The 992-nt window shown below is 45.3% G+C and carries 1 protein-coding gene; it reads left to right on the forward strand.

What is annotated here, in order from left to right:
- The coding region (gene galE, locus BMG01_RS10610) for a UDP-glucose 4-epimerase GalE (protein WP_084059251.1) at positions 1 to 992 on the forward strand (992 nt) is incomplete at both ends.

The following is a 992-nucleotide window of genomic DNA, read 5'->3' on the forward strand; positions in this document are numbered from 1 at the left end:
ATGGCAGTATTAGTACTTGGTGGTGCAGGATATATTGGCTCACACATGGTGAAACGTTTGGTTGAAGCCGGACGCGACGTGGTGGTTGTGGACGCCTTGTTCACTGGACACCGCGCAGCAGTTAATCCAGCAGCGACATTTTATCAAGTGGACATTCGTGATAAGGCAGCTTTGTCGGCAGTGTTTGATAAAGAAAATATTGAACAAGTGGTTCATTTTGCAGCCTTTTCAATTGTGCCAGAGTCAGTGGCAAACCCACTGAAATATTTTGACAACAATACTAGTGGCATGATTACGTTGCTGGAAGTGATGAAAGCACATGACGTCAAACAAATCGTCTTTTCATCAACCGCCGCAACTTATGGTAATCCGGTGCATATTCCGATTAAGGAAACTGATCCGCAAAATCCGATTAACCCTTATGGTGAATCAAAGTTGATGATGGAAAAAATCATGAACTGGTCCGATCAAGCTGACGGGGTTAAATGGGTCGCGTTGCGCTATTTCAATGTGGCTGGTGCAGCAGAAGATGGCACGATTGGCGAAGACCACAATCCAGAAACACACTTGGTACCAATTATTTTGCAAGCGGGTTTGGGACAACGTGATTATATTGAAATGTTTGGTGATGACTATAACACACCAGACGGCTTTAATGTACGAGATTATGTGCATGTCTTAGACTTGGCAGACGCGCATATTTTGGCATTGCAGTATTTAGCTGATGGGCATGAGTCAAATCAGTTTAACTTGGGATCAGCGACTGGCTTTTCAGTGAAAGAGATGGTCGAGGCGGCACGGGAAGCAACAGGGGTTGATATTCCGGCTAAGATTGGGCCACGTCGAGCGGGTGATCCTGATATTTTGATTGCCAATTCAGATAAGGCACGAGAGGTACTTGGCTGGGCACCAAAGTATGATAATGTGCAAGACATCATCAAGACAGCTTGGCAGTGGCATCAGAGTCATCCTAAGGGTTATGATGATCGTCA

It is taken from the genome of Leuconostoc sp. BM2 (assembly GCF_002095565.1).
Taxonomy (GTDB): Bacteria; Bacillota; Bacilli; order Lactobacillales; family Lactobacillaceae; genus Leuconostoc; species Leuconostoc falkenbergense.